Below are 26290 nucleotides of genomic sequence, written 5' to 3'. Positions count from 1 at the left end.
ATTGCATAAAATTTATTCTAAAATACAAAAATCTGTTTTAAATAACCCTTCTAACTTCAACAAAGGCTTTTTTCCAATAGGCTTCATCGAGTGATGAAATAATAACGCCGGCGCTTGTGGTAGAGTGAATAAATTTTACTTCGCCGCGTTTAGATTCAACTACAAGGCCTACATGATTAATTGTATTTCGCCTACTTGTTTTAAAGAATACCAAATCGCCCGCCTCAATATCCTTAAAGGAAATAAGAATTCCTTTGGTTGCCATATCGCGCGAAATTCGGGGTAACGAAATGTTTTCCTTCCCAAAGGCAGTACACACCAATCCCGAGCAATCCATACCAGCTTCCGTGGTGCCGCCGTATTTATAGCGTGTGCCTTCAAAAGTTTTGGCGTAGGCTATAATTTCCTGCTTTATTTCTTTCGGACTTTCTTCAACAATCTCTGGCGTTGTAACTACTTTCGCTTTTCTTCCACTATTGCGGTGATTATTGTGGGTGTCTATTTTTTTAGTTGGGGGTTCGGTAGTGCCAATAATGGCTTCGGGAACTTTGCCGGTATTCTTAGTACTTCCGCAGGAAATAAGAAATAGTGCAAAAAAAGAAAGAAGTACGAGTTTTTTCATTTGAAGCGCATTGTGAATTAACGTTTAAAAATATGAAATTTTATTTACTTCGAAATTGCTGAATAAATTAGTTTGGCAGTTTTTTCACTGGCACCGCGTCCGCCAAGTGCTTTTTCTAACTCGTAATAATCTAGAAAAACCGTGGCGCGGGTGTAGGGATCTAAAATATTTGTCAACTCTTTCTTTAATCTTTTTTTGTTAAAATCGGCTTGAATAAGTTCAGTGACGGCAGTTTTATTCAAGATTAAATTCACCAACGAAATATAGTCTAATTTTATTACGCGTTTTGCAATTTCGTAACTAATTCTGTTCCCTTTGTAGCAAACTACTTGCGGTACTTTAAACAATGCCGTTTCTAATGTGGCAGTGCCCGAAGTAACCAAAGCAGCTTCCGAAATACTTAATAGATCGTAGGTTTTATTCGTTACAAAATGCACATTTTTGGTGCTGAGAAAAGTTTCGTAAAACGATTGTTCCTGACTTGGGGCGCCGGCAATTACAAATTGGTAATCTTTAAAATCCTTTGCCACCGAAATCATAATTTCGAGCATTTTTTTAATTTCTTGTTTGCGGCTCCCGGGAAGCAGCGCAATAACCGGACGTTCGTCTAATCTATTTTCTTTTTTAAATATTTCGGGTATAACTTGTTTTCTATTATAAATGGCATCTATTAAAGGATGCCCTACAAAATGAACCGGAAAGTTGTGTTTTTCTTCGTAAAACTCTTTTTCAAAAGGAAGAATAACATACATTTCATCTACATCGCGTTTTATTTCTTTAATCCGGCCTTCTTTCCAGGCCCAGATTTGCGGTGAAATATAATAATGTGTTTTGTAATTTTTTAAACGCGCCCACTTTGCAATACGAAGGTTAAAACCGGGATAATCTATAAATATAATTACATCTGGATTATACGCTTCTATATCTATTTTGCAGCGTTTTATATTTTTTAAAATGGTGCCGAGATTCATAATAACCTCTGCAAAACCCATAAACGCAAGTTCGCGATAATGTTTTACTTCCGTGCCGCCAACGGCCTTCATTAAATCGCCACCCCAAAACCGAAAATCTGCATCGGGATCTTCGTTTTTTAAAGCTTTCATTAAATTTGCACCGTGCAAATCGCCAGAGGCCTCGCCTGCTATGAGGTAGTATTTCATTTTAAAAAGTTATGAGTTATGGGTTAAGAGTTGTCGAGTTTTTTTTAAACTTGAAACTTGCAAACTTTAACAATTATAGCACATTCTGCACCAAGATATCAAAAAATTCGGTTAGTGACATTCCGGCTTCCCGCGCTTGTTTTGGGATAATACTTTCTGCCGAAAGTCCTGGGTTGGTGTTTATTTCCAAAAAGAAAGGTTTTCCTTTTTCAATGATAAATTCACTGCGGGTAATACCTTTCATGTTCAGTAATTTGTAAATGCGAATGGCCTCTTTTTGCACCATTTCGGTTTCTTCTTCTGAAATTCGGGCGGGCGTTATTTCTTGGGATTTTCCCAGGTATTTTGCCTCATAATCGAAGAATTCATTTTCTGTAACAATTTCGGTTACCGGTAAGGCAATTATTTCTTCACCCTCATTATAAACCCCAACGCTCACTTCAACACCTACTAAAGCCGTTTCAATTATTATTTCAGAATCTTCGGTAAAGGCTTTTTCTATGGCGGCCTCCATTTCAGATATATCGTTTACTTTGCTAATGCCAAAACTGGAACCGGAACGGTTGGGTTTTACAAAACACGGCAGACCAGTTTTTAGGATTATTTCTTCGACTTTTACCTCTGAACCGCGATTTACAAAATATGAGTTTGCCGCGCGCACGCCGAAGTTTTTAAGTACAGACAGGCAGTCGCGTTTATTAAAACTCAGTGCAGCCGAATAGTAATCGGTACTTGTGTGGGGAATGCCCAACAACTCCCAGTAGGCCTGTAAATAACCGTCTTCGCCGGGGGTACCGTGAATAGTGTTAAAAACAGCATCGGGACATATAGTTTCTTCCCCGCTTTTAAAACTGAAATCGGCTTTATTTACCGGATATTTTGTACCATTTGCGGCAACAAAAAACCACCCTTTTTCCAAAATATGGATAGGATATATTTCGTATTTACTTTTATCGAGGGCGTTACAAACTATTGCGCCACTATTAATTGAAATCTCGAACTCGCTAGAATATCCGCCCATAGCTACGGCAATATGTTTTTTTCCCATAACAAACTATTAAAAGCTGCGTTTACAAAAGTATTAAAAAGTTAGAGGAGACCGTTATCAGTTGTCAGTTATATATCGACAAAGGATTATAATTTTAATTTCTGGCAATGCTTGGCGATCAATTTCGTTAAAAGATACTACCTTTGGCTTTTGTATTTTTGTTTATAAACAAAGAAATCTATGACTTTTATCCAGTTCGTGTTTTCCAAAGCATTTTTAAAACAATTGCTATTGGCTATAGTAGCCTTGCTTGTTTTGGGCTTTTTAACCTTGTGGTGGTTGCGAATGAGTACAAACCATAACGAAACAATTGAAGTGCCCAATTTGGCAAAACTGTCTTTAGACAAAGTAGAGGAGAAGTTAGATGAAATGGATCTGCGGTACGAAATTTTAGATTCGGCAAATTACAATCCTGAATATCCTAAATACTCGGTTATTGAACAAATTCCGAAACCGGGAAAGTTTGTAAAGGAAAATAGAAAGTTGTACTTAACTTTAAATCCCTCGGGCTATCGCAAAATTGAAGTGCCAAACATAGTAGGTCGTACACGTCGCCAAGCAGAACCCACGCTATTGGCAATGGGCTTTAAGATTGGTAAAATTAGCTATCGCCCCCATATTAGCGATAACGTTTTGGAAATGCGTTTTAAAGGTGAAAAACTAGAACCAGGCACCTCGCTTCAAAAAACGTCGGTGATAGACTTAATTGTGGGCGATCAATCCGAAAACCGGATTCAAACGGAAGATTCGATTGATACGGACCCAGACAACACCCCAATTCAGGAAGAGAGCAGTGATGAGTTTTAACGAAGAAGAAATAGAAGATACCGACGGTAATGATGAGCTTTACGAACATTATCGTTTTACGGCAGATAAAGGACAGCGGGCACTGCGGGTAGATAAATACCTGATGAATCTTATTGAAAAAGCTACGCGTAATAAAATCCAAAAAGCAGCAGTTGCCGGAAATATTCACGTAAATGGAGTTGCGGTAAAAAGCAATTATAAAGTAAAGGGCAATGATGTGGTAACGGTGCTTTTTGAACATCCTCCTTATGAATTTTTGCTGGTGCCTGAAAATATCCCGATTGACGTAGTTTATGAAGACAACGATGTGCTCGTAGTAAATAAACCCGCCGGAATGGTCGTGCATCCCGGACATGGCAACTATAGCGGCACACTCATAAATGCTTTAACGTATCACTTTGAAAATCTACCCAATAACTCCAGCAACAGGCCGGGTCTGGTTCATAGAATAGATAAAGACACAAGCGGTCTTTTGGTTATTGCAAAAACTGAGGAAGCCATGACCCACCTTGCCAAACAGTTTTTTGACAAAAGCACTGAGCGTGAATACGTGGCTTTGGTTTGGGGAAATGTAGAAGAAGACGAAGGTACCATTGAGGGTAATATTGGCCGCCATCCCAAAAACCGTTTGCAAAATACCGTTTACGAAAACGACGAAGAAGAAAAAGGAAAGCCAGCCGTTACGCATTACAAGGTTTTGGAGCGATTGGGCTACGTTACCCTTGTTTCGTGTAGATTGGAAACAGGCCGTACCCACCAGATAAGGGTTCATATGAAATACATAGGCCACACCCTTTTTAACGATGAGCGCTACGGTGGCGAAAAAATATTAAAGGGAACTACTTTTTCAAAATACAAACAGTTTGTGGAAAACTGTTTTAAAGTATTGCCACGACAAGCGTTGCACGCGCGCACATTAGGATTTGTACACCCCACTACTGGAGGTTTTATGCGCTTTGAATGTGAAATTCCAGAAGATATGGAAGCGTGTTTGGAGAAATGGCGAAATTATTCGCAGCATGTTATTGAGTAGGGATTTATCTATTTCGTTTTGTCCAAATTTTTGGGTTGCGGTTTGTGTGGATAACAGATAGTATTTCAATTAATTCTTCGTCAACGATTCTATAGTAAATTCCGTAAGGGAATTTTCTCAAATAACGAACTTTTGTGTTTTTATATTTTAGTTGAAACAGTTCTGGATTTTTCGCAACTGTATCAATCTCTTTGTATAATTCACTTAAAAAACGCATTGCTAAAGACAAATTAATTCCACTGTAATATTCAAATATTTCATCAGCATTTTGATGGGCGAGTATGCGAATTCGCAGCTGATACGTTTATTTTTTTTTGAATGTATCTTTAAATTCTTGATATGTTACGTAATTATCTGGATTGGCATCGGCTTCCGCAACGCGGTCATCAATAATTTTTTTATGGGCATCAATTAAGGAATAATCCTCAGGTTGAATTCTTTCCTGCATCATCAAATACAATTGAAACTCTTCCATTGTTTTAAAATGCAGTTTTTATAAAAAACAAGTCCCTTTTCCAAACAAAGAAAAAGGGACTGAGTGTATTTAAAAATTTTAAATCTACCTATTTTTTGACCCACTTAGCTGTAGTTATATTTTTCCCGTCTGAAATTGACACAAAATACAAGCCGCTATTTAAATGTTTTAAATTATAGCTGCTTGTGGTTTCCAGATTTCTTTCTTCCGAAAACACCACTTTTCCATCAATGCTATATATTTTCACTTTCGCATTTTGAATTGCAGAAGGAATTTTAAAAGTCAAGATACCTTCAGAAGGATTTGGAAAAATATTAATTGTTGAAATTGCATTTAAATCTGATAAACCTGCAATAGCCTCTAATTCAACCAAACCATTGCGGGTATTGTTGCCTTTATAACCATTTCGTTTTATGCTATCGGGGTTATACGGCACATTTAAATTATAAACATTTACAAAGGTAGAATCTACCCCCGCACCAAAATTTAAAGTATAGCTATTAGCAGTTAAATCTAAAAGTCCGTCGTTATCTACATCGCCTAAAACAGCGCCATTTAAAAATGTAAAACCGCGGGTGCGTAAAGGGAAGCCGTCAATTTCGCCACTGCCATCCATAGCATAGGCATGTATGTAACCAAAGCCATTTGCATCAGTCATTATACTTGGGAAAATAAGGTCTAGGTTGCCATCGGCATTTACATCTGCTATTGAAATAACACCTTCGGTACCACCATATTTTTCTATTGGGAAATTAGGAAGATTATTGCCATCGGGATCAAGCCCGTAAAGTACGGGTAGTTCCTCGCCTTGCGTTCCGCTGGTGTTTCTATCAGACATAAATATTTCAAAAGTACTATCGTTATCCACGTCCCAAACTGTGGAAGGAGAGTAGGTCCATTCGCTAGTGGCAATGGGCCAGCCAGCTTTATAGCTCCCATCGTGTTCCATTACATAAAAGCCAGGAGTGTCGCCGTGATTGCTTCCTATAATTTCCAAATCGCCATCGTCGTCAAGATCAGCGAGCATAGGGGATTGGTACGAATATTTAACGTTTGGATCTACCACTGGAAATCCAGGGAAAACTTGTCCTTGGTTGTCAAAAATATACATCCCTGCAGAAGATGCCGCAATAACCACATCGGCATTGCCGTCATTATCAACATCTCCAATTGAAGGCGTAAAAGCGGGTGTGGCGAGAACTTCTACGGGCCAATTGGTATTAATTGGTGTGCCGTCCATTTTTATGGCATGTACAAAACCCTGGGCGCTGGCCACACGTTCGCCTGTAACTATATCCAGTATTCCATCGCCATCTACATCGGCAATGGCGGGGGCATTAATCATCCAGTGGTCGTCAAAGTTTAGGGGCCAACCGGGTAAATCGGCACCTTGGGGATCCATTAAGTAAACACGACCTGCATTGGGTACTCCGCCAGTATTTAGTACAATTTCTAGTGTGCCATCGTCATCTAAATCTGCCACGGACGGAGGAAGCAATATAGTACCGCTAACGGTTTTTTCCCAAAGAACAGTTCCGTCGCCCTTAAGAGCGTATAAGGTATTCCAAATTCCGTAGAGTATTTCGTCTATACCGTCGTTGTCTATATCGGCCAAAGTTACCCCGCGACTGTTTTTAATGTTCGGGTGTGCCGGCTCCCCGAAGCGCCAAATCCTATCGAGTACTAGTGTTTGTTCGCTATTGTAATAGTTTTCAGGCAGCATCACAGTTTCAACGGAAATTGTGCCGTCTTCATTTAGGCTTGCTTTTTTGCCTTGTTGCTGGGCGGTGGCAATAGTGGCTGTTCCAATAAAGAGCAGCGCTAGGAGGGTAATTGTTTTTTTCATTTGGCATAGTTTGAAGTTAATTTCTATAAAGCTATTAATAAATGTTCAGTTATCCATTAAAAAATTATCGCTAATTTGTTTTTTAGTGCCTTATAGCTCTTTCACACTGTAAAAATTTCCATTAAAAGTTCAAATCTGTTATAAGGGGAAGGTTACTTTTGGCCTATTCTGCCAAAAGGCGGCAGGAGTTTTTAATATTTTATTTTTCTTGTTTATCCACCCCACTCTTCGGGCACTCCATCCATTCACGGCGCAGAGCGCTCTTTACTCTTAACAAAAAGTTAAAGTTGTTCTTTTCAGTAACGTTTCCGCAGTAAAAAAGACATATCATTCTATATTTACCAGCCGATAAATATTTAGTGCATGCAGCCTATTATTTATCGCTTTTTTATAAATAAAAACATCTTTTAATAATGAAAAAATTAATTATTTGCTTCCTGCTAACAGCCTTTGTAATGCCTGTTCAGGCCAATGAAGGTATGTGGTTTTTAATGCATATAGAACGGTTAAATTACCGGGATATGCAAAAAATGGGTCTTCAACTTACTGCCGAAGAAATTTACAGTATAAACAATGCCAGCCTTAAAGATGCCATTGTACAGTTTAACCGTGGGTGTACTGCCGAAATTATTTCAGATAGCGGTTTGGTGCTTACTAACCACCACTGTGGGTATAGCCAAATTGCAGAACTTTCTACGGCCGAAAACGACTACCTAACAAACGGATTTTGGGCAGCCAATCACAGCGAAGAACTTAAACCTAAAAGTTTATCAGTTCGTTTCTTTGTTAGAATGGACGATGTTTCAAAACGTATTTTGGCGTTGGTAAATGATAAAATGACAGAGGCAGAACGCGAGGCCACCATTAACCGTGAGATTGCAAAAATTGAGCAAGAAAATAACGAAGGTGGAAAATATACCGTTTCGGTAAAATCATTCTACCAAGGCAATGAGTTTTACTATTTTGTTTACCAAGATTACAACGATGTGCGTTTGGTGGGAACTCCGCCGGCGAGCATTGGAAAATTTGGTGGCGATACCGACAACTGGGAATGGCCACGCCACACTGGCGATTTTTCACTGTTTAGAGTGTATGCCGATAAAGATGGAAATCCTGCTGAATACTCCGAGGACAATGTGCCACTTAAGCCAAAACACCACTTAACTACGAGTATAAAAGGTTTTGAGGAAAATGATTTCGCAATGATTATGGGGTATCCGGGCAGAACCAACCGTTGGATGCCTGCTGGCGGAATCGAGCAAAACGTAAAATACGCATATCCCGCGTGGGTTGAAGCTTCAAAAACAGCTATGGATGTGATGAAGAAATATATGGATAAAGATCAGCAAGTTAAGCTCGATTATGCTTCTAGCTATGCCTCCACAGCCAATTATTGGAAAAATCGACAAGGAATGATCGATGCGCTAAAACAACACAAAACCGCAGATAGCAAACGAAAGGATGAAAAGGCTTTTCAGAAATGGGCCAAAAAGAAAGGCAACGGTGAATACGCAGATGTAATTCCGGTAATTAATAATTATTATGAAAAGACGAACGAAGCCAGCCGTCATGATAATTACCTAAGAATGTTACTCAGAACCAATATGGCGGTTATTCCGTATCGTATCGGTGGCGGTATAGACTATTACTTGCAACAAAACGAAGCCAAGCAGGCCGAAGTAAAACCTAAATTGGAAGAGGAGATCAACAATCTGTACGACGGACTCTACCTACCGTTAGAAAAAGATGTTTTGGCCGCACAGTTAAAGCTTTATTCAACTAAAGCCGAAAATATTGCTCCTTTAGTTGCGAAAGTTGCCGCAGCAAACAACACCGAAACGGCTTGGAAGGAGTATGTAAACACTATTTTTTCGAACAGTATTTTTGAAACCAAGGAAAAACTTGAAGCTTTTATGGCAAATCCAGATGCCGAAGTTTTAAAGAATGATCCGCTATATCAACTCTCTGTAGATTTATTAACGCGGTACCGTTTTAAAACGGAAGAGGAAAAGCAATTAGACAGCGATTTTGAACGCGCTTACAGAATGATGGTGCAGGGTATGCGTTTACAAAATCCTGATGAAAAATACTATCCCGATGCCAATAGTACGTTGCGATTAACGTACGGAAAAGTAATTGCATTACCTGCAGATAAGCGTAACGATGCAGATAAAAATTACTATACAACCTTAAAAGGTACAGTTGCAAAATACCAACCAGGCGATGCCGAATTTGATATGCCGAAAGAACTAATTGATCTTTATGAGAAAAAGGATTTTGGTCAGTATGCCGACAAAGACGGTTATTTGCCAGTTAACTTTCTAACCGATAATGATATTACGGGTGGAAATTCCGGTTCGCCAGTACTAAACGGAAAAGGTGAATTAATAGGTTTGGCCTTTGATGGAAATATTGAAGCAATGGCAGGCGACGTTATTTTTGACGATCAATTGCAGCGCACTATTAATGTAGATATTCGATATGTATTGTTTTTAATAGACAAACTAGCAGGCGCAAGCCATATTATTGATGAATTGACTTTGGCTAAATAGTCACAAAAAATAGAGCATTCGCTTATAAAAACCCTGCAAATCACTAGTTAGATTTGCAGGGTTTTGTTTTTCTTTGTGTTTTCAAAATTAATTTTTCAACCTATAACGGACATCTAAGAATATGGCTTCAGGAATTTTCGCAATATTAGATGATATAGCCGTTCTATTAGACGATGTAGCATTAATGAGTAAGGTAGCCGCAAAAAAAACAGCGGGCATTTTGGGCGACGATTTGGCGGTAAATGCCGAAAAGGCTTCAGGGTTTGCTTCGGCGCGCGAGATTCCTGTACTTTGGGCAATTACCAAGGGTTCTTTTTTAAATAAGCTAATTATCCTGCCACTCGCATTTTTGTTAAGTGCTTTTCTTCCAGCGGCAGTAACTGTTATTCTGGTACTTGGCGGCTTATACTTAGCGTACGAGGGTGCTGAAAAAATATACGAATTTTTCTTCCCCCACGCACATGCAAAGGAATCGTTAGTAGCAGAAGGCCTCACTGAAAGTGAAATTCTAGCCATTGAAAAGGAACGCGTAAAATCTGCAATTGTAACAGATTTTATTCTTTCGGTTGAAATTATAATCATTGCTTTAGGCTCCGTGGTAACACAAGCTTTGGTTACCCAAATAATTGTGGTAAGCTTAATTGCATTAGTAGCCACAGTAGGTGTTTACGGCATCGTAGCGCTTATTGTGCGTATGGACGAGTTGGGTTTTAAACTCATAAAATACAGCAAGAATAAAAAAAGTTTTACAAAGTGGTTAGGGATGCTTTTGGTGCAAGCGTTGCCGAAGATAATTAAGTCGCTTACCGTAATTGGAACAATTGCGCTTCTTTTAGTATCGGGGGGTATTTTTGTTCACAATATTGAATTTGTTCATCATTACTTGCCGAACATTCCTTCAATAATTAATGAATTTATTGTTGGGTTACTTGTGGGTTTTATATGTTTATTGCTGGTGATGGGGTTTAAGAAAATCTGGAAATTATATAAAAAATAACAGCAGCATAAAGACGTAAGGTTCAATTTGTGTGACAGCATTAATTGGATCGCGTAAATTTTTAAAGACTAAAGCAATAATCTGTGCTATGGGTAGCCTAAAACTTTCAATTTCACGACATTTGAATTCGCATAATTAATTAGGTTGAAAAAAAAATTTGTAGCCATATCACTTCTCTTTGTAATGTTTGCTCCGGCGGTAAGCATGTTTTTGTTTCTTCGCTATCAAAAATCGAGTATAAAACGCGAAATAAAGTGGAAGATGATTGCTGGAATTGACGAAGAGGAATTAGTGCTTTTAAAGTTTTCAAAAGAAGAAACACAAACAAAACTACGGTGGAAGCATGCAAAGGAATTTGAATACAACGGGCAGATGTACGACATTGTTTCCAAAGAAATAAAAGGAGATTCTATTTATTATCGCTGCTGGTGGGATCACGACGAAACGGCTTTAAACAAAAAACTTCAAAAACTGGTAGCCGACGCTTTCGGCTCCGATACGGAGAATAAAAATAATCAAAAACATCTGTACCATTATTTGCAATCCTTTTTTTGCACAGAACTTTTAGACTGGCACGCTGCTTCATTTATTGTGCCTGCCGAAATATATCAGGATATAATGCACGAAACTACATTTGTATCCGCGTCTATTAGTCCGCCAACTCCCCCTCCCAAGTTTGGTTAGCACAAATATTATTTAAAGTATTGTTGCCGTTTTTTAAGACAGAAATGGTTTGCAGTATTAAAGAAACTGCGTTTTTTATATAAAATCAGACCGAGCCAGTGGGTTTTTGGAATCTGTATTTTTATCGTAGTTTCTAATTTTTAGTTAACTAAAACAAGCCAAATTAAAACAATGAAAAAATTATATATACTATGGCTATTGTTGGGTTTGGTGGGAACCACCTATGCCCAAACTATAACCGTAAAAGATGCAGAGACCAATGAACCTATAGAATTGGTTACGCTTAGCAGCGCCCATGCCAAACATTTTGTAACCACCAATGCAAAGGGACAAGCAGATGTTTCCGCTTTTAAAAATGATGAACAGATTGAAATTCGCACCTTAGGTTATAAAACCCTCATAAAAAGTTACGACCAATTACAGGCAGACGGGTTTAAAGTGATGATGGAAGTTTCAAATTTAAGTTTAGACGAAGTGGTAATTTCGGGTTCGCGCTGGCGACAAAGCAGCGACGATGTGCCGTCTAAGATTATATCTATTTCCACAAAGGATATTGCGCTTCAAAATCCGCAGACTGCAGCAGATCTTTTAAGTGTTTCGGGAAAAGTATTTGTTCAAAAAAGTCAACAGGGAGGTGGAAGCCCCATGATTCGCGGGTTTGCAACTAGCAGGTTGCTTTATTCGGTAGATGGCGTACGGATGAATACAGCAATTTTTCGCTCCGGAAATCTCCAGAATATAATTAATTTAGATCCTTTTGCTATTGAAGGTGCCGAAGTACTTTTTGGTCCCGGATCCGTAATTTATGGAAGCGATGCTATTGGCGGCGTAATGAGTTTTCAAACCTTAACACCCCGATTTTCGTTAACTGATGCGCCATTGGTAACAGGCAAGGCCAATCTGCGCTATTCATCGGCTAACAACGAAAAGACGGGTCATTTTAATGTAAATTTAGGTTTTAAAAAATGGGCATTGGTAACCAGCATTACGTCATGGGATTACGATAATTTACGCCAAGGAAGCCACGGCCCAGAGGAATATATAAAAGATTATTACGTACAACGGCAGGACAGCACCGATGTGGTAATTACGCAAGAAGATAAACTGTTGCAAATTCCTTCGGCTTATTCGCAAATAAATATGATGCAGAAAATTCGTTTTCAACCTAATGAACGTTGGGATTTTCAGTATGGGTTTCATTTTTCTCAAACTTCGCCTTATGGCAGATATGACAGGCACCAACGCCTTCGCAATGGTTCGCCCCGTTATGCCGAATGGGATTACGGGCCACAAATCTGGATGATGAACAACCTTAGTATTAGCCATACTGCCAATAATTCGGTTTTCGACCAAATGAGCCTGCGTTTGGCACATCAATGGTTTGAAGAAAGTAGAATAGACCGAGGTTTTAACAAAACCGAACGCAGTACACAGGCGGAGGAAGTTAGCGCGTATTCTGCCAATATCGATTTTATTAAAGCTACCGGAGAAAGAAACACCCTTTTTTATGGTCTTGAATATGTGCTAAACGATGTAAATTCTGAAGGGGTATTGACAGATATTTCAACAGCTATTTCAGAAAAGGGGCCTTCGCGCTATCCTGCTTCTAAATGGCAATCTTTGGCAGCGTATATTACCGATGAATTTAAAATTTCGGATAACTTTACACTAAGCGGTGGCGCACGGTACAACTATGTTTTGTTAGATTCGGAATTCGATACTTCTTTTTATCCGTTTCCGTTTACCGAGGCCAGTTTAAAAAATGGGGCGCTTACCGGAAGTATAGGCGGCGTGTATCGCCCAAGCAGCTCTTGGGTGTTAAGCGCTAATTTGGGCTCGGCTTTTAGAGCGCCAAATGTAGATGACGTAGGAAAGGTTTTTGATTCGGAACCGGGCAGCGTAGTGGTGCCAAATCCAGATTTAAAACCTGAATATGCCTATAATGCCGATCTAAGTGTGGCAAAAGTTTTTAATGATATCGTAAAAGTAGATGTAACGGCCTACTACACTACGTTAAAAGATGCTTTGGTACGAAGGGATTTTAAATTAAACGGGCAGGACAGTATTGTATATCAAGGTGAATTGAGCCAAGTGCAAGCAATTCAAAATGCTGCTGTGGCACATGTTTATGGGGTACAAGCAGGGGTTGAGGTAAAACTGCCTAAAGGGTTTGGGTTTTCTACCGATGTAAATTTTCAAAAGGGCGAAGAAGAAATAGACAATGGAAAAACCAGTAACTCGCGGCACGCAGCGCCATTTTTTGCGGTATCGCGTTTAAATTATAAAGCCAATAAATTGAGTATGGAGCTGAATGTGAATTTTCAAGGCCAATATGATTTTGAAGAGCTGCCCGAAGGTGAAAAAGGCAAAACTGAAATTTATGCAATAGACAACAACGGCAACCCTTACGCCCCGGCGTGGTACACACTTAATCTAAAGGCGCTTTACAAACTCACAGACACCTTTGATGTTAGCGGCGGAATAGAGAACCTTACCGATCAACGATACCGCCCGTACAGCTCTGGCATTTCTGGCGCAGGAAGAAACTTTATTCTGGGGGTAACCGCACATTTTTAGCGATTGTAATTAAAAGCTTACAAAAGTTAAAACACCGTTTGTATTTTTAAGATATAACAGGAAATTTCCTAGAATGCCAAAGCAATGATTTTAACCTGAAATCTATAAACTGAATTAGTTAATGATTTCATAATAAAGCTTTTAGAATTTAAAAATATGTATCTTTGGAATAGGCCTTTTGGCTTATATCTCCCCAATTAATTGAAAAGAGCCCGCGCCTATTTTAGGTGTGGGCTCTTTATTTTAAATCGCTTTGGGTAAAAGGAAGAAAAGGGCCGGCCAATAAACAAATTTGACTCAAACCCTTTTAATCATCAACTAACTATACAAACCAAAAAATAATCAAACAAGCGATTTTCGTTTTTCTATTTTTTTACTTCCAGTTTTTTCAATGTTTTTTTTTAATGCATTTATAACTTTATTGGAAAATTTTGGGCTTTAGCCGTTAGCCATGGTGCAATCTTAGTTAAATTGGCAACACAACATATGGGCTACTCTTTTTGCGAATAAAATTTACAACGCATTTAAAACACCATAATTTATGGTGTAAAACAGTAGATGAAATAAACAATAAAAAGAAGCCGTTACGGCACACTCGCAGGTGTGCCTTACTTCGGGAAGATAATTTTCAAATTAAAAAATGAAACTAATGATTTCCGCAGCCCCGTTAGGTTACAAATGCTCTTAGAAAGTTGAATTAAACAGGGCATAGCGAAAACTTTGAAAATTAAAACATTGATGTTCGATAAAAGAATTGCCAACTTTTAAAAACTACATATAAAATGCCAAACGATATTCTGACCTAATGATGGCAAAATTATGGTAATTTAAAGATAGCGACTCAACAAATGCCGTGTACATAAACACGTTTTTTAATTGAACATTATTAATTAGAAGTAAACATATGCAATTTTTTGTAAGAAAACAAATAGCGTTAAGCTAGAGTGCAACTTTTGGAATTTTAGTGCAATAACGGATGCCAACAAATGAAAAAATACGTTTTACCATTTTGTTTTTCCTACAAAACAAGATAATTTCCTTATTGTTCGCACGGGCGTTTTCACTGGTAATGTAGAGCATATAGGCTCCGGCAGCATCAAATTTTTCGAGTAAATCCAAATCTATGATTAGGGAAGAAGTTTTATCTAGCGCAGTTTCAATTTTATGCTGAACTTCGGTAAGATTGCCACTGTATAATTTGCCTTCTAAACTCAAAAACCGATTGGTAAAAAAACTATGCAATTTCATACTAAGTGATTTAAATTAATGATCACATAGGTTTGCGTAGGAATTTGTGGGCAACTTTGAATTGGGGAAGAAAATTTCGAAACAGTGAATTTACAAAATGTTCCTCAATTTTCAGCCGTTGTATTGTGCGAAGAATATTACGAAATAACCCCTGTATTTTGGCGCTAATTTCAATTAAAATTGCCAACAACTTATTAAAGCTATTAGCCAATCCACTTCTTTTTAATAGTTTTGCAACCTTTAAAAAAAAGGACATAGACGTAAATAGGAGCAGGCAGTAAAAGCGCTTTAACCATTTAGAAAAACTTAAGTCTCAAGTCTTTTTACCTATACATTTTAAAAATATATACAGGCATATGATTTCAATAGATGGTTTAGCGGTGGCGTTTAGTGGCGATACGCTTTTTAGCGATGTTTCTTTTGTGGTAAACGAAAACGACAAAATTGCCCTTATGGGTAAGAATGGCGCTGGCAAAAGCACAATGATGAAAATTATTGCTGGCGAACAAACCCCAACGCGCGGCAATGTACGCGCCCCGAAAGATGCAGTGATAGCCTATTTGCCGCAGCATTTATTAACTGACGATACTGCAACGGTTTTTGAAGAAGCATCTAAGGCTTTTAAGCAGGTTTTTGAAATGCGCGACGAAATAGACCGCTTAAACAAAGAACTCGAAACCCGAACCGATTACGAAAGTGATGCGTATATGAACATCATTACCAAAGTGGCCGAACTGGGCGAAAAGTATTACGCGCTGGAAGAAATAAATTATGAGGCCGAAATTGAAAAGGCACTGCGCGGTTTAGGTTTTAAACGAAGCGATCTACACCGCCCAACTTCAGAATTTAGTGGGGGATGGCGCATGCGGATAGAATTGGCCAAACTATTGCTTCAAAAACCAGATTTAATTTTGTTGGATGAACCCACAAACCACGTAGATATTGAATCGGTTATTTGGTTGGAAGATTTTTTGCTGAACAAGGCAAAGGCTGTAATTGTTATTTCGCACGACCGAAAATTTATAGACAATATTACCAACCGAACCATTGAAGTTACAATGGGCCGCATTTACGATTATAAAGCCAATTACAGTCACTATTTGCAATTACGTGCCGAAAGGAGGGCGCATCAAATAAAAGCCTACGAGGAACAACAGAAATTTATTGCGGAAACACAACAATTTATTGAGCGGTTTAAAGGCACCTATTCTAAAACCAACCAAGTAAACTCTCGCGAAAAAATGCTCGAAAAGTTACAGCTTATTGAAGTTGATGAGATAGATACTTCGGCACTGGCTCTGCGTTTTCCACCGGCTCAGCGCAGTGGCGATTATCCGGTTGTTGTTGAAGGACTCTCTAAAAAATATGGCGATCTGGTGGTTTTTAAAGACGCCAATTTAAGTATTTCACGTGGGCAAAAAGTGAGTTTTGTGGGCAGAAACGGCGAGGGAAAATCTACTATGATAAAAGCCATAATGGGCGAAATTGATTTTGAAGGAAAATGTGCCCTTGGCCACAATGCCAAAGTGGGTTATTTTGCTCAAAACCAAGCAGCACTTTTAGACAAAGACCTCACTGTTTTTCAAACAGTAGATGAGGTAGCCAAAGGCGAAATAAGAACGCAGATAAAAAATATTCTCGGCCGGTTTATGTTTAGTGGCGATGATATTGATAAAAAAGTAGGCTTGCTTTCCGGGGGTGAAAAAACGCGTTTGGCAATGGTGAAATTGTTGTTAGAGCCCGTAAATGTTTTAATTCTCGATGAGCCTACAAACCATTTAGATTTAAAATCGAAAGATGTTTTAAAAGAAGCCCTGCTTCAATTTGATGGCACCTTGATTTTGGTTTCCCACGACCGCGATTTCCTGCAGGGACTATCGGAAAAAGTTTTCGAGTTTAAGGACAAACGGGTAATAGAACATTTTGAAAGCATAGACGATTTCCTTCAGCGAAATAGAATTGAAAACTTAAAGGAAATTGATTTATAGGCATGGAATTTATTGCTAATCAATTTGCTACAAATACTGCTAATAAGTATTCAGTTTTAGTATATTGCAATAAAAAAGCAGAAGGAGGTTAAAAAGATGGAAAGAGCCATCGATAAAAGGAAAGATCAGTTTTACGAAATGCTATTAAATGCACCGTCGGCCATAGGCATGCTGAAGGGTGCCAATCACGTATTTGAAATTGTTAATCCGCTTTATTTACAACTAACGGGCAAATCTGATGTAATAGGAAAATCATTGGCAGAGGTTTTTCCCGAAATTAAGGCGCAGGGAATTGTAAGTATCTTAGACAAGGTTTACCAAACGGGCAGCGTGTGTACCGGTAAAGAGATGCTTATTGAAATAGACAGGGAAGGAAATGGTAATTTCACTCAATTTTTTGTCGACTTTCTTTTTCAGCCCTATAGAGATGTGAATGGGGATATAATAGGTGTTCTTTTTTTTATAAACGACCTTACCGAGCAAGTAATCTCTAAAAAGGAAATTGAGAAGAGCGAGAAGCAATATCGTCGTATTTTAGAAACTTCACAGGAAGGAATTTGGCTGCTTGACGAAAATTGTAAGACCACTTTCGTCAATAAAAAAATATGTGAGATTCTTGAATACACAGAGGCTGAAATGTTGGGGAAAACCAATTACGATTTTATGGTTTCGGGCGAGAAAGAAAATGCGCTCAGTGCTTTAAAGCGAAGAAAAAAAGGAATAGCCGAACAACTAGAATACAAGTTTGTTTCTAAAAGCGGAAAACAAATTATTACAAAGGTATCTGCCAATCCTATCTTTGATGAAAAGGGTAATTTTAATGGATCGTTGGGAATGCTTTCCGATATTACCGAAAAGGAACATCTGGAAAAACTTTTGGAAAAATCTAACAGACTTGCTCGAATTGGCAGTTGGGAGATAGATGTAGTTAAGGGTACTGTTTTTTGGTCGGATATAACCAAGGAAATTCGCGAAGTAGATCAAGACTACGTACCGGATCTTTCTACCGGAATTGGTTTTTTTACTGAAGGAAAAAATCAGCAAATAATAGCGCAGCGCGTTAAGGAATGCATAGAATTTGGCAGGCCGTGGGATGAAGAGCTGCAGTTTAGCACTTTTAAGGGAAATTTAAAATGGGTTCGGACCATTGGCGAAGCGGTTTTTACAAACGGCAAGTGTACCAAAATTTACGGGAGTTTTCAGGATATCACAGAGCGCAAAAATGCCCTCGATAAAATTGTTCGCAGTGAAGCAAAGTTAAAAATTGCGCAAACCGTAGCTCGCGTGGGAAGTTGGGAGGTAGAACTAACTACAAATGTACAATACTGGTCTGAGGAAATGTATAGAATTCTTGGGGCAGATACCAGCATAACTCCATCGCCGGAAGCATTTTTAAAATTTATTCACCCCGAAGACAGGGAGTTTGTCGCCAAATCTATTGATCAGGCCATTACACAACACGAAGGCGCCTCGTTTAATTTTCGGTTTATAAAACCCAATAATGAAATAGCTTATGGACTATCGGAGTGGCGATATGAGTACGACGATGAAGGTAAGCCCTTGTATATTTCAGGTATTCTCCGCGATTTAACAAAAGAAAAAAAGGCCGAAATGGAACGCCTTAATATGATATCAGACCTGCATCAGCGCAATAAGGATCTTGAGCAATTTTCGTATATAGTGTCGCATAATCTTCGTTCGCCAGTTGCCAATATTATTGGTTTAACCGAAGAACTAAAAGATGAAACACACAGTGTAGAAGTAAAGAAAATGCTTAGAGAAGCTCTTATCTCTGATGCCCATAGGCTTCAAAACGTAATCGCCGATCTAAACAGTATTCTGCAAACAAAAACGGAAAATTCAGAACGTAAATCGCAGGTGGTATTCTCAGACTTAACGCAGGATATTAAACTTAGTATTAGTGGGTTATTGAACGAGGAGGAGGTTACGATTATCACGGATTTTTCGGCTATAGATAGTTTTAACACTATCAAAAGTTATATGCAAAGCATTTTTTACAACCTTATTTCAAACAGTATTAAATTTCGACGAGCAGGCGTTAAGCCAGTTATTGAAATACGTTCGCAGCTCACTGAAGATAAGCTGCGTTTAATCTTTAAGGACAATGGTAGCGGAATAAATTTGAATGAAAAAGGCCATGAGTTGTTTAAACTGTATAAACGATTCCACGCCAATACAGAAGGCAGGGGAATGGGCTTATATATGGTAAAAACACAAGTTGAAACACTGGGTGGTAAAATATCAGTTGCCAGTACGCTCAACAAAGGAACTGAGTTTACTATTGAATTTGAACACCTTGTTTAATAAAGCAATGTTAAATATCAATTACACATTCGGCTAACTCCGCCGATTAAGTATATTTAATTACGGAATAGAATTACCAAAAGCGCAACAGGACTTTTTTTAGATTGCGATTGTACGTCTTTATAAATTATATTGATGAAATTACCAAAACGATTTATGATAGTTGACGATGATCGCATCAGTAATATGCTTTGCGAAATGGCGTGCCGACGAGTATCTTCTGCTACGGAGATAAAAACTTTTATGGATCCGGAGGAAGCACTTCGGTTTATAGACGATGCCTATTTAAACGAACAATTGGATACACTTACCGTATTATTTTTAGATATTAATATGCCCGGAATATCGGGCTGGGAGTTTTTGGAACATTTCAAGAATTATTCGCAAAAAATAAAACAGCAATTTTCTATTTATATCCTTACTTCATCTATAGAGCAGCAAGATTTGGAAAGAGCCAAAGAACACGAATTTGTAAATAGCCTAATGGCAAAACCGCTGTCTTCCGAAAGTATTCGCAATATTCTAATTGCTGAATAAACTGTTTTAAGCCAAGTTAAAAATTTTAAGTATTTTAGGGGAAGCACTTACCGTTTTCTAATGAGTTCACATTAAAGAATATTTTTATGACAAAACCAGACTTTTCAAATTTAAAGGCCCTTTATATTAATTGTACTTTAAAACAATCGCCTCGAATGAGCCATACGCAAGGCCTTATAAATGTTTCACAAAAAATAATGGAAGCCGAGGGGGTTACATTTGAAAATATCCGATTTGTAGATCACCCAGTGGCTTATGGCGTATATCCAGATATGACAGAGCACGGCGCCAAAGAAGACGCCTGGCCAGAAATATGGAAAAAAGTGGAGGCCGCCGATATTTTAATTGTAGGAACGCCAATTTGGTTGGGGGAAAAATCGTCTGTGGCATCAAAGCTAATTGAGCGGTTATACGCCATGAGTAGTCTTCAAAATAAAAAAGGACAATATTGCTTTTATGGAAAGGTAGGAGGTTGTATTATTACTGGAAACGAAGATGGTATAAAGCATTGTGCAATGGGTATTTTATACGCCTTGCAGCACGTGGGTTATAGTATTCCGCCGCAGGCAGATTGTGGTTGGATAGGCGAGGCCGGCCCGGGTCCAAGCTATAGGGATGAAGAAAGCAACGCAAAGAATAACGATTTCACCAATAGGAATACTACGTTTATGACTTATAATTTGCTTCATTTGGCAAAGATGTTAAAGGAGCAGGACGGCTATCCAAAATACGGAAATTCGCGAGAAGAATGGGATGACGGAACACGTTGGAATTTTGAAAACCCCGAATATCGCTAATGTCATCGCTGTTTTTCAATTAAAACAATCATTTTTTTTATTGAGCAAACTTGATAACCAATTCATTTCGGCATAATGCTTGCTTCTTTAAAGAAAAATTATAATTATGAAAACACCACATATTTTATTTACAGTGCTATTTTGTTTTATTCTTGGAGGCGTGCAAGCACAGGATAAAACCGCTAAAGCACAACTCGCTCCCAAAATTAAAGAAAGTGAAACAGCAACTATATTAAATTCAAAGAAATTCGAATTTATTGCCAACACTATGTTGCCTATGGGCCAACCTTCAAAAAATTTGGTAGGCAGCAATTACTCCGTAGTCTTTACTCCCGATGAAATTATTAGCAATATGCCATTTTATGGTCGTTCGTACAGTGCTTTTGCAATGGGCAAAGATAAAGGGATGCGCTTTAAAGGAGCTCCCGAGGAATTTACAATTGAAATGCAGGGAAATACCAGTACAGTAACCGCTAGGGTACAAGATGATTCGGAAATATACACGCTTTTACTAACGGTGAAAAAATCGGGGTATGCCACACTTACCATTAAAAATAGAAATAAGGAAGCAATTAATTATCACGGCGAAGTTGTGCAAATTGCAGAATAACCCTCATAAAACAATACATAAAAAGCGGCTTGGAAAATTCCAGTGCCGCTTTTTTTATTGACTGTGATCTTAACGATAGTTGCTAATCGTTGTCAATTCTAATAAATTCTCCGTTTAAAGTGAATTCCAGCTCTGTGCCATTATTCAATTCTACTTGCTGGTGGTTGTTTTCCAATTCCCAATCGGTTATAAAATTGCTGGCATAGTTTTGTGCCACATACTCTAAAATTGAGTTTGGAATAACCGAATTGGGAAGTTGCGAATCGTCGTCAATAGCCGTAATTTCTAAATCGCCATTAAATTCGAGAATGATATTTTCATTCAAAAACACATCGTACGAAACTTCGTTATTTTCAGTTTCACGTATAGCGCGATTTATTGAATTTGGCGCGAAATGAGTATCCACGTATGTTTTAATTTCCACGGGTATTTCGGCTTCAGACAGTGTAGTATCCATTTCGGCATCATCGTTATTACTGCAAGACGAAAAGGTCAATACTAGGGCGCAAAGCGCTAAGGAAAACGTTTTCATATTTATTGAGTTTTGGTATTTGTTAGTAGTTTTCCATCCTTTGAAAAGTGAAGGTGTTTTTCATCATTTCCTTTTTCAATTTCTACCAAAAAGGTTTCCGTTTTGTTTTCGGTAATTTTATCGGCATCGTCTATTGTGTACCCTACAAACTGGGTTTTAATAGATTCTTTTATGGCCTGTGGCAAATCGCCCTCAGAAATTTCTTCGGAATGTTTTATCATATTTCCCGAGGCGTCAAACCACGCTTCGTAGTCGTTAAACCAACCAATTTCAAAATCTACTACATAATGTTCACCTTGGCGTTCCCATTCCACATCGCTGGCTTTAGCGAATTCTTTTTTAAAATTGTTTAATACTACCGATGGTACATCGCCTTCAGGGATGTCCTGAGCAAATAATGTTGCGGTTCCAAATAGAATTGCCGCTAAAAATGTTACTGTTTTCATAAGTTCTTTTTTTAAATTATAAAACAAATGTAACAGGCAAATCTGGAAGGAATTTGGAATCTATTTTATGGGAGAATATTTTTAAAATTTACTGTAAAACAGTGTTGGTTTTCAAAAAAGCTATAGTTGATGGGCAGATTATAAAAATCGCAAATTGCTTTGCAAACGGCCAATCCCAGTCCGGTACTTTGTGTTTTTGACGCATCTTTTTGAAAGCGGGTAAAAATGTATTCCTGCTGCAAAGGAGTATTAGTTGCTGTATTGCAAATTGAAAATTCGTGTTTGTTAAATTTTAAATGAATAGACCCGCCCGCTGTATTGTGAAAAATGGCATTCTTCATCAAATTTGAAATAAGAATAGCGGCTAAGGAAGGATCCATGATAACTTTTAATTTTGCCGCTTCGTCATAATTTATTTTTAGCTGTTTGTATTGTGCGAAGTCTTCAAAATTGTTCCAGCTTTCTTTTGTCAATTCATTAATAGTGATAATAGATTGTTCTGGAAATTGTTTGTTTTCAATTTTAGCCAGCAGCAGTAAGGATTTGTTTAATTGGGTAAGCCGTTGCACCAACGTAATTACTTCTGCTATTGTTTGCGCATCTGTTTGCACCAAATTTTCAGACTCCAATAAAAGCTCCAATTTATTGGAAATAATGGCAAGGGGCGTTTGGAGTTCATGCGAAGCATTTTCAGTAAACTGTTTTTGCGAAGTATAAACCTCCTGGGTATGCCGAATGAGCGTATTGGAAGCTTGTTGGAGTTCACGAAATTCGGCAGTTTTTGTGGGAGTGTTTATTACAGATTCCTCTTTGTCTAACCTATAATTTTTCAAACGTTTTAAAATATCGTAAAACGGATTCCATAGTTTTCGTAAAATTAGGTTGTTTATCACAAGAGTGCTGCCCACTAGGATTACAAAAAGCCAGACCACGCTCCAAAAGGAATCTTCTATTAAATCGTCTTCTTCTACTAAGGATGAAATAACCTTTAGTTTGTAATATTTATCCCCATATTTAATAGCCGAATGTAAAATACGCACGGGCTCTAAATCGTCTTCATTGGCGCGATACATTAAAGTGTCTTTATAAACATCTCGTTGTTGGAGCGCCGTTTGTTTTGAAATTGGGTGTATTTCAAAATTATTGCCACCAAATTGATTTTGGGAAAGCAAGGTAGTATCGGTACGGATTTTTTGGATTAAGAGCAGTTTGTTGTTTTCCAAACCGTCGTCTATACTATCGCGGATTTCATCTTTTAGATTAAAATAGAATATTATCGCCCATATTCCAATTATAAAAAAGAAAGCCAGGGAAAGATATAAAAGGGAGCGGTTTAAAAGTTTCATTTCTCTATTAATTTATAGCCTATACCATAAATAGATTCTATACTAACATCGGCTTCTGATTGTTGCAGTTTTTTCCTGAGATTTTTAATTTGGTAATATATAAAATCGAAATTATCTGCCTGGTCTATTTGGTCGCCCCAAACATATTCTGCCAAGGCCGTTTTAGTAATTAAGCGGTTTTTATTGAGTAGAAAATAATTCAGTATATCAAATTCCTTTCTATTTAAATGGATGTCTTTTTTTTCAATAGTTAAGGTGCGTTCATCTATATTAAGAATGAGGTTGCCCAATTCAATACTGTTCTTACCATCCAAGCTTTTTCGGCGTAGCACGGCTTTAATTCGCGCATTGAGTTCGGCGATGTGGAAGGGTTTGGTAAGGTAATCGTCTGCGCCCAACTCCAAGCCTTTTAACTTATCGTCTAAAGCGTCTTTTGCCGAAATAATGATAACATTTTCAGATTTGCCCATTGCTTTTAATTCAGATAAGATGTTTAGGCCGCTTCCATCGGGAAGCATAACGTCCAGCAATATACAATCGTAATCGTAAATAGCAATTTTTGATATTGCTTCACTAAAGTTTTCGGCGGTTTCTACCACAAATTGTTCCTTTAGAAGTGAAGCAACAAGCGTGTTTCGCAATTCCTTTTCGTCTTCGACTAATAAGATTTTCATCGCCTAAAAATAGAAATTAACATGGGAAAGATTTGGGAATTTTTGGAATATTAAAAACTTTGCGCATATTTTTGAACTAATGTTTAGCCTGTGCGGCTAAAACTTGAGTTTTTAATTATAAGTAATTCGAAAAAATTATGAGTTTATTCAACAATATATTAGGAAATGCCAGCGAAGTATCCTCAGAAAAATTAAACGAAAAATACCGCCGTCTTTTAATTGAAGGGGAAGTAGTAGAATTGGGTTTTAAGCTTTTTCGCGATGTGTTTATGTTTACCAATAAACGCTTAATTTTAATAGACGTTCAGGGAATAACGGGCAGCAAGGCCGAATATAAATGCTTGCCCTACAAACATATTTCGCGCTTTTCACTGGAAACTGCTGGCACTTTTGATTTGGATGCCGAACTAAAAATTTGGATTAGCAGTGAAGACACGCCAACGGTGAGTAAAAAATTCAACAAAAGCATTGATATTTACGAAGTGCAGAAATATTTGGCTTCTAAAGTTTTGTAGCTTTTTGTTTTTAACGGGTTCACTCATTGGAATAAGCCGGAAATATTCGCGTATTCGTTGTAAACAAAAGTATTTGTGGTTTTTTAAAGCACCAATTCTTCAAAGAGTCTTTCCAAAGTAGCGTCCAAATCATCGCTAAAGCCGCTGTGCGGTCGCGAAGTTTGAATAGAAGCACTGCGTTGGGCTGTTAACCATCGGAACCTATCTGGCGTTTCCCATTGTGCCACCGGCCCTCCTTCTTTAAATCCCAAACAGATTTTTTGAAAGGCAAGGAGGTTTTTTTCAAAATCTTCCACTTCCAGTTCGCAGGGAAAAAGCTTTAGTTTTTCGGCGTTAATTTGATATTTACAGTTTAAATATTTGGCGCCCTTACAGAAGAGAACAATCCCCACATTTAGAAATTCCTCGCGCTCAACGCGTGGCACCAAACGAATTACCGCATATTCATACAAGTGTTTCCCGGGCATGTTGAATCTGTTTTACAAAGTTGTTTGCATTATTTCTGCGTTGTACCAAAAACTGAAAATACACTTCCCTAATTGCGTCGGCATTTGTGTTGGTGCCTTCCCAAGAAAGCCATTCGGCAGGGATGAGGTTGGTTATTTCGCGCAATTTTTCATCGGGGAGCAGGGCGATCATTTCGTCGTTTATTTCTTCAACTAAAGCTGCTTGCGGCAACAGCACGTGATCCTTAACATAAGGAAACGGGCTCATTGCAGCTTTCTCCCAGTTATCCCAAGCGTGGTGAAAGTAAAACGTTGCGCCGTGGTCTATCAACCATAATTCTTTATGCCAAATAAGCATATTTGTGTTTTTTACGGTGCGATCTATATTAGTGGTATAGGCGTCTAACCACACAATTTTTGAGGCCAGGGTAGGATCTACTTGGGTTACAACAGGATCAAAAGTAAGCGCGCCAGAGAGAAAATGCAGGGCGAGGTTTAGGCCTTGGCTACCTTTTAATAAATCTTGAATTTCTTCATCGCCTTCACTGCGGCCAAAGGCTTCGTCCAGCCTGGCAAAAACCAACTCGGGAACTTTTAGGCCTAAGGTCCGCGCAATTTCGCCGCCCAATAATTCGGCAATTAACGCTTTTACTCCGTGGCCAGCGCCTTTAAATTTTAAAACGTATTTAAAATCGTCGTCGGCTTCGGCCAAGGCAGGCAGGGAGCCTCCTTCGCGAAGTGGCGTTATATAGCGCGTTACGTTTACGGAGCGCAGTTCTATTTTGTTTGCTGTCATTAGTACAAAATTAGGATTATTTGTGTACGCTACCGAAAATATATCGCGATGTTTTATATTCTTATTCAGTATTGTCCGATTAAAAATCATGTTTTTCCCCTACGGGACATTTGTTTAGGTGCGATCTCTTGATTACCAATATTTTGCCCAGCTGGAGCAGTATGCCGTTAGGCATTAAATATGGGTAAAAAAATAGAGCCCCGTCAATTCCTAGTCCCGTAGGGACTAC

Annotated in this window: 25 protein-coding genes; 12 read left to right on the top strand and 13 right to left on the bottom strand. The window is 38.3% G+C overall.

Going from position 1 to position 26290, the window contains the following annotated elements; translation table 11 throughout:
* Positions 1-37: 37 nt before the first annotated feature.
* The 3 genes from QCQ61_RS00990 to QCQ61_RS00980 all read right to left on the bottom strand — a co-directional run bounded on the left by QCQ61_RS00990 (position 38) and on the right by QCQ61_RS00980 (position 2830).
* A complete protein-coding gene (locus tag QCQ61_RS00990; RefSeq protein ID WP_279448851.1) occupies positions 38-622 on the bottom strand; it encodes a C40 family peptidase in 585 nt (194 codons plus the stop codon).
* A 44-nt stretch (positions 623-666) separates the two neighbouring features.
* A complete protein-coding gene (gene lpxB / locus QCQ61_RS00985; RefSeq protein ID WP_279448850.1) occupies positions 667-1782 on the bottom strand; it encodes a lipid-A-disaccharide synthase in 1116 nt (371 codons plus the stop codon).
* A 73-nt stretch (positions 1783-1855) separates the two neighbouring features.
* The gene (locus QCQ61_RS00980) at positions 1856-2830 is read right to left on the bottom strand and encodes a D-alanine--D-alanine ligase (RefSeq protein ID WP_279448849.1); all 975 of its coding nucleotides are present in this window, start codon (positions 2828-2830) and stop codon (positions 1856-1858) included.
* 180 nt (positions 2831-3010) lie between these two features.
* On the opposite strand from QCQ61_RS00980, the gene QCQ61_RS00975 reads away from it, so the two are divergent.
* Positions 3011-3637 (top strand): PASTA domain-containing protein, encoded by a 627-nt coding sequence (locus tag QCQ61_RS00975; protein WP_279448848.1) that lies wholly within the window; start codon positions 3011-3013, stop codon positions 3635-3637.
* A complete protein-coding gene (locus QCQ61_RS00970; RefSeq protein WP_279448847.1) occupies positions 3627-4670 on the top strand; it encodes an RluA family pseudouridine synthase in 1044 nt (347 codons plus the stop codon). Before QCQ61_RS00975 ends, QCQ61_RS00970 begins: the two co-directional genes overlap by 11 nt.
* A 4-nt stretch (positions 4671-4674) precedes the next feature.
* Here the strand turns inward: QCQ61_RS00970 and QCQ61_RS15515 are convergent, their stop codons facing one another.
* The 3 genes from QCQ61_RS15515 to QCQ61_RS00960 form a co-directional block, all read right to left on the bottom strand.
* Positions 4675-4953, bottom strand: a complete 279-nt coding sequence (locus QCQ61_RS15515) for a type II toxin-antitoxin system RelE/ParE family toxin (RefSeq protein WP_431605807.1) — start codon at positions 4951-4953, stop codon at positions 4675-4677.
* A 21-nt stretch (positions 4954-4974) separates the two neighbouring features.
* Positions 4975-5145, bottom strand: a complete 171-nt coding sequence (locus QCQ61_RS00965; RefSeq protein WP_279448846.1) for a hypothetical protein — start codon at positions 5143-5145, stop codon at positions 4975-4977.
* Between the two features lie 88 nt (positions 5146-5233).
* The gene (locus tag QCQ61_RS00960) at positions 5234-6991 is read right to left on the bottom strand and encodes a T9SS type A sorting domain-containing protein (RefSeq protein WP_279448845.1); all 1758 of its coding nucleotides are present in this window, start codon (positions 6989-6991) and stop codon (positions 5234-5236) included.
* A gap of 413 nt (positions 6992-7404) precedes the next feature.
* Here QCQ61_RS00960 and QCQ61_RS00955 point away from each other — a divergent pair, with 413 nt between their 5' ends.
* The 4 genes from QCQ61_RS00955 (at position 7405) to QCQ61_RS00940 (ending at position 13801) form a co-directional block, all read left to right on the top strand.
* The gene (locus QCQ61_RS00955) at positions 7405-9543 is read left to right on the top strand and encodes a S46 family peptidase (protein ID WP_279448844.1); all 2139 of its coding nucleotides are present in this window, start codon (positions 7405-7407) and stop codon (positions 9541-9543) included.
* 121 nt (positions 9544-9664) lie between these two features.
* Positions 9665-10540: a DUF808 domain-containing protein gene (locus QCQ61_RS00950; RefSeq protein WP_279448843.1), complete on the top strand. Its 876-nt coding sequence runs from the start codon at positions 9665-9667 to the stop codon at positions 10538-10540.
* Positions 10541-10684: 144 nt separating this feature from the next.
* On the top strand, positions 10685-11224 hold the full coding sequence (locus QCQ61_RS00945) for a hypothetical protein (protein ID WP_279448842.1): 540 nt from the start codon (positions 10685-10687) through the stop codon (positions 11222-11224).
* A 171-nt stretch (positions 11225-11395) separates the two neighbouring features.
* The gene (locus QCQ61_RS00940; protein WP_279448841.1) at positions 11396-13801 is read left to right on the top strand and encodes a TonB-dependent receptor; all 2406 of its coding nucleotides are present in this window, start codon (positions 11396-11398) and stop codon (positions 13799-13801) included.
* 939 nt (positions 13802-14740) lie between these two features.
* Here the strand turns inward: QCQ61_RS00940 and QCQ61_RS00935 are convergent.
* The gene (locus tag QCQ61_RS00935; RefSeq protein WP_279448840.1) at positions 14741-15049 is read right to left on the bottom strand and encodes an STAS domain-containing protein; all 309 of its coding nucleotides are present in this window, start codon (positions 15047-15049) and stop codon (positions 14741-14743) included.
* Positions 15050-15405: 356 nt separating this feature from the next.
* Here QCQ61_RS00935 and QCQ61_RS00930 point away from each other — a divergent pair, with 356 nt between their 5' ends.
* From QCQ61_RS00930 to QCQ61_RS00910, 5 genes are all read left to right on the top strand, one after another.
* Entirely contained in the window at positions 15406-17037 is a 1632-nt protein-coding gene (locus QCQ61_RS00930) for an ABC-F family ATP-binding cassette domain-containing protein (protein ID WP_279448839.1), read from the top strand.
* 96 nt (positions 17038-17133) lie between these two features.
* Complete coding sequence (locus tag QCQ61_RS00925) at positions 17134-19362, top strand: PAS domain-containing sensor histidine kinase (RefSeq protein WP_279448838.1); 2229 nt, start codon at positions 17134-17136, stop codon at positions 19360-19362.
* A 135-nt stretch (positions 19363-19497) separates the two neighbouring features.
* Positions 19498-19899 (top strand): response regulator, encoded by a 402-nt coding sequence (locus tag QCQ61_RS00920; RefSeq protein WP_279448837.1) that lies wholly within the window; start codon positions 19498-19500, stop codon positions 19897-19899.
* An 86-nt stretch (positions 19900-19985) separates the two neighbouring features.
* A complete protein-coding gene (locus QCQ61_RS00915; RefSeq protein WP_279448836.1) occupies positions 19986-20696 on the top strand; it encodes a flavodoxin family protein in 711 nt (236 codons plus the stop codon).
* 106 nt (positions 20697-20802) lie between these two features.
* A complete protein-coding gene (locus QCQ61_RS00910; RefSeq protein WP_279448835.1) occupies positions 20803-21306 on the top strand; it encodes a DUF4251 domain-containing protein in 504 nt (167 codons plus the stop codon).
* An 82-nt stretch (positions 21307-21388) separates the two neighbouring features.
* Here the strand turns inward: QCQ61_RS00910 and QCQ61_RS00905 are convergent, their stop codons facing one another.
* From QCQ61_RS00905 to QCQ61_RS00890, 4 genes are all read right to left on the bottom strand, one after another.
* A complete protein-coding gene (locus QCQ61_RS00905) occupies positions 21389-21838 on the bottom strand; it encodes a PepSY-like domain-containing protein (protein ID WP_279448834.1) in 450 nt (149 codons plus the stop codon).
* Between the two features lie 2 nt (positions 21839-21840).
* The gene (locus tag QCQ61_RS00900) at positions 21841-22284 is read right to left on the bottom strand and encodes a PepSY-like domain-containing protein (protein WP_279448833.1); all 444 of its coding nucleotides are present in this window, start codon (positions 22282-22284) and stop codon (positions 21841-21843) included.
* Positions 22285-22349: 65 nt separating this feature from the next.
* Positions 22350-23630 carry a sensor histidine kinase gene (locus QCQ61_RS00895; protein WP_279448832.1) on the bottom strand — a complete coding sequence of 427 codons (1281 nt, stop codon included), beginning with the start codon at positions 23628-23630 and terminating at the stop codon, positions 22350-22352.
* Positions 23627-24304: a response regulator transcription factor gene (locus tag QCQ61_RS00890; protein WP_279448831.1), complete on the bottom strand. Its 678-nt coding sequence runs from the start codon at positions 24302-24304 to the stop codon at positions 23627-23629. Before QCQ61_RS00890 ends, QCQ61_RS00895 begins: the two co-directional genes overlap by 4 nt.
* Positions 24305-24441: 137 nt before the next feature.
* On the opposite strand from QCQ61_RS00890, the gene QCQ61_RS00885 reads away from it, so the two are divergent.
* Positions 24442-24819 (top strand): PH domain-containing protein, encoded by a 378-nt coding sequence (locus QCQ61_RS00885; RefSeq protein WP_279448830.1) that lies wholly within the window; start codon positions 24442-24444, stop codon positions 24817-24819.
* A gap of 83 nt (positions 24820-24902) precedes the next feature.
* Here QCQ61_RS00885 and QCQ61_RS00880 read toward each other — a convergent pair whose 3' ends face one another.
* Both QCQ61_RS00880 and QCQ61_RS00875 read right to left on the bottom strand, forming a co-directional pair.
* Positions 24903-25286, bottom strand: coding sequence for a DUF3037 domain-containing protein (locus tag QCQ61_RS00880; protein WP_279448829.1), 384 nt, complete (start codon positions 25284-25286; stop codon positions 24903-24905).
* Complete coding sequence (locus QCQ61_RS00875; RefSeq protein ID WP_279448828.1) at positions 25264-26061, bottom strand: HipA family kinase; 798 nt, start codon at positions 26059-26061, stop codon at positions 25264-25266. The genes QCQ61_RS00880 and QCQ61_RS00875 overlap by 23 nt, the downstream gene beginning before the upstream one ends.
* Between the last annotated feature and the right edge of the window lie 229 nt (positions 26062-26290).

Source organism: Aequorivita marisscotiae (assembly GCF_029814825.1).
Lineage (GTDB): Bacteria > Bacteroidota > Bacteroidia > Flavobacteriales > Flavobacteriaceae > Aequorivita > Aequorivita marisscotiae.
Note: the sequence above shows the minus strand (reverse complement) of the source record. Positions and strands in the feature narration are given on the sequence as shown.

Excerpts from the sequence above, each read along its gene's own strand:
- QCQ61_RS00920 (WP_279448837.1), top strand. The coding sequence starts at position 19,498 with ATGAAATTACCAAAACGATTTATGATAGTTGACGATGATCGCATCAGT.
- QCQ61_RS00940 (WP_279448841.1), top strand. The coding sequence starts at position 11,396 with ATGAAAAAATTATATATACTATGGCTATTGTTGGGTTTGGTGGGAACC.
- QCQ61_RS00880 (WP_279448829.1), bottom strand. The coding sequence starts at position 25,286 with ATGCCCGGGAAACACTTGTATGAATATGCGGTAATTCGTTTGGTGCCA.
- QCQ61_RS00965 (WP_279448846.1), bottom strand. The coding sequence starts at position 5,145 with ATGGAAGAGTTTCAATTGTATTTGATGATGCAGGAAAGAATTCAACCT.
- QCQ61_RS00935 (WP_279448840.1), bottom strand. The coding sequence starts at position 15,049 with ATGAAATTGCATAGTTTTTTTACCAATCGGTTTTTGAGTTTAGAAGGC.
- QCQ61_RS00990 (WP_279448851.1), bottom strand. The coding sequence starts at position 622 with ATGAAAAAACTCGTACTTCTTTCTTTTTTTGCACTATTTCTTATTTCC.
- QCQ61_RS00925 (WP_279448838.1), top strand. The coding sequence starts at position 17,134 with ATGGAAAGAGCCATCGATAAAAGGAAAGATCAGTTTTACGAAATGCTA.
- QCQ61_RS00875 (WP_279448828.1), bottom strand. The coding sequence starts at position 26,061 with ATGACAGCAAACAAAATAGAACTGCGCTCCGTAAACGTAACGCGCTAT.
- QCQ61_RS00930 (WP_279448839.1), top strand. The coding sequence starts at position 15,406 with ATGATTTCAATAGATGGTTTAGCGGTGGCGTTTAGTGGCGATACGCTT.
- QCQ61_RS00910 (WP_279448835.1), top strand. The coding sequence starts at position 20,803 with ATGAAAACACCACATATTTTATTTACAGTGCTATTTTGTTTTATTCTT.
- QCQ61_RS00970 (WP_279448847.1), top strand. The coding sequence starts at position 3,627 with ATGAGTTTTAACGAAGAAGAAATAGAAGATACCGACGGTAATGATGAG.
- QCQ61_RS00950 (WP_279448843.1), top strand. The coding sequence starts at position 9,665 with ATGGCTTCAGGAATTTTCGCAATATTAGATGATATAGCCGTTCTATTA.
- QCQ61_RS00960 (WP_279448845.1), bottom strand. The coding sequence starts at position 6,991 with ATGAAAAAAACAATTACCCTCCTAGCGCTGCTCTTTATTGGAACAGCC.
- QCQ61_RS00895 (WP_279448832.1), bottom strand. The coding sequence starts at position 23,630 with ATGAAACTTTTAAACCGCTCCCTTTTATATCTTTCCCTGGCTTTCTTT.
- QCQ61_RS00980 (WP_279448849.1), bottom strand. The coding sequence starts at position 2,830 with ATGGGAAAAAAACATATTGCCGTAGCTATGGGCGGATATTCTAGCGAG.
- QCQ61_RS00890 (WP_279448831.1), bottom strand. The coding sequence starts at position 24,304 with ATGAAAATCTTATTAGTCGAAGACGAAAAGGAATTGCGAAACACGCTT.
- QCQ61_RS00905 (WP_279448834.1), bottom strand. The coding sequence starts at position 21,838 with ATGAAAACGTTTTCCTTAGCGCTTTGCGCCCTAGTATTGACCTTTTCG.
- QCQ61_RS00885 (WP_279448830.1), top strand. The coding sequence starts at position 24,442 with ATGAGTTTATTCAACAATATATTAGGAAATGCCAGCGAAGTATCCTCA.
- QCQ61_RS00900 (WP_279448833.1), bottom strand. The coding sequence starts at position 22,284 with ATGAAAACAGTAACATTTTTAGCGGCAATTCTATTTGGAACCGCAACA.
- lpxB (WP_279448850.1), bottom strand. The coding sequence starts at position 1,782 with ATGAAATACTACCTCATAGCAGGCGAGGCCTCTGGCGATTTGCACGGT.
- QCQ61_RS00955 (WP_279448844.1), top strand. The coding sequence starts at position 7,405 with ATGAAAAAATTAATTATTTGCTTCCTGCTAACAGCCTTTGTAATGCCT.
- QCQ61_RS00975 (WP_279448848.1), top strand. The coding sequence starts at position 3,011 with ATGACTTTTATCCAGTTCGTGTTTTCCAAAGCATTTTTAAAACAATTG.
- QCQ61_RS00915 (WP_279448836.1), top strand. The coding sequence starts at position 19,986 with ATGACAAAACCAGACTTTTCAAATTTAAAGGCCCTTTATATTAATTGT.